Annotated in this window: 1 protein-coding gene; it reads left to right on the top strand. The window is 45.3% G+C overall.

Going from position 1 to position 751, the window contains the following annotated elements; genetic code table 11:
• Nucleotides 1-751: hypothetical protein (locus JC605_RS23620; protein WP_198858533.1), on the top strand; the 751-nt coding region annotated here is incomplete at both ends.

The raw sequence follows: 751 nt of genomic DNA, 5'->3' as shown, positions 1-751 counted from the left end.
CGGCTGGAACTGTGACAAACGCGATTGGAACGGTAAACTATTCTTGGAAAAATAGTGCAAATGTCGTGGTAGGAACTACTGCAACTGTTTCAAATCTTCCGGCGGGAACTTATACGGTTACCGTTACAGACACCTGTTCTTCACAATCTAATTCTGTTACAATAGGACAGCCTGCGTCGGCCTTAGCTTTAGGCGCATCTTCTAAAACCGATGCCTCTTGCTTTGGTGCCAGCACTGGAAGCGTAACGGCTGGAACTGTGACAAACGCGATTGGAACGGTAAACTACTCTTGGAAAAACAGTGCAAATGTGGTGGTAGGAACTACTGCAACTGTTTCAAATCTTCCAGCGGGAACTTATACATTAACCGTTACAGATACCTGCTCTTCACAATCCAATTCTGTTACAATAGGACAGCCTGCAGCGGCGTTAGCCTTAGGCACATCTTCTAAAACGGATGCTTCATGCTTTGGAAAAAGCACAGGAAGCGTAACAGCGGGAACCGTAACAAACGCAATTGGAACTGTAACCTATTCTTGGAAAAATAGCGGAGGAACTGAAGTTGGAACATCAGCAACTGTTTCAAACCTTCCTGCGGGAACTTATACCCTAACTGTTACCGATAGCTGTTCTTCACAATCCAATTCTGTTACAATAGGACAGCCTGCAGCGGCTTTAGCTTTAGGCGTATCCTCTAAAACCGATGCCTCTTGTTTTGGAAAAAGCACTGGTTCTGTAACGGCTGGAACTGT

Origin of the sequence: Flavobacterium sp. IB48, assembly GCF_016405855.1 — a bacterium.
Lineage (GTDB): Bacteria > Bacteroidota > Bacteroidia > Flavobacteriales > Flavobacteriaceae > Flavobacterium > Flavobacterium ginsengisoli.
The sequence above is the reverse complement of the archived record's forward strand: the minus strand, read 5'-3'. Positions and strand labels throughout refer to the sequence as shown.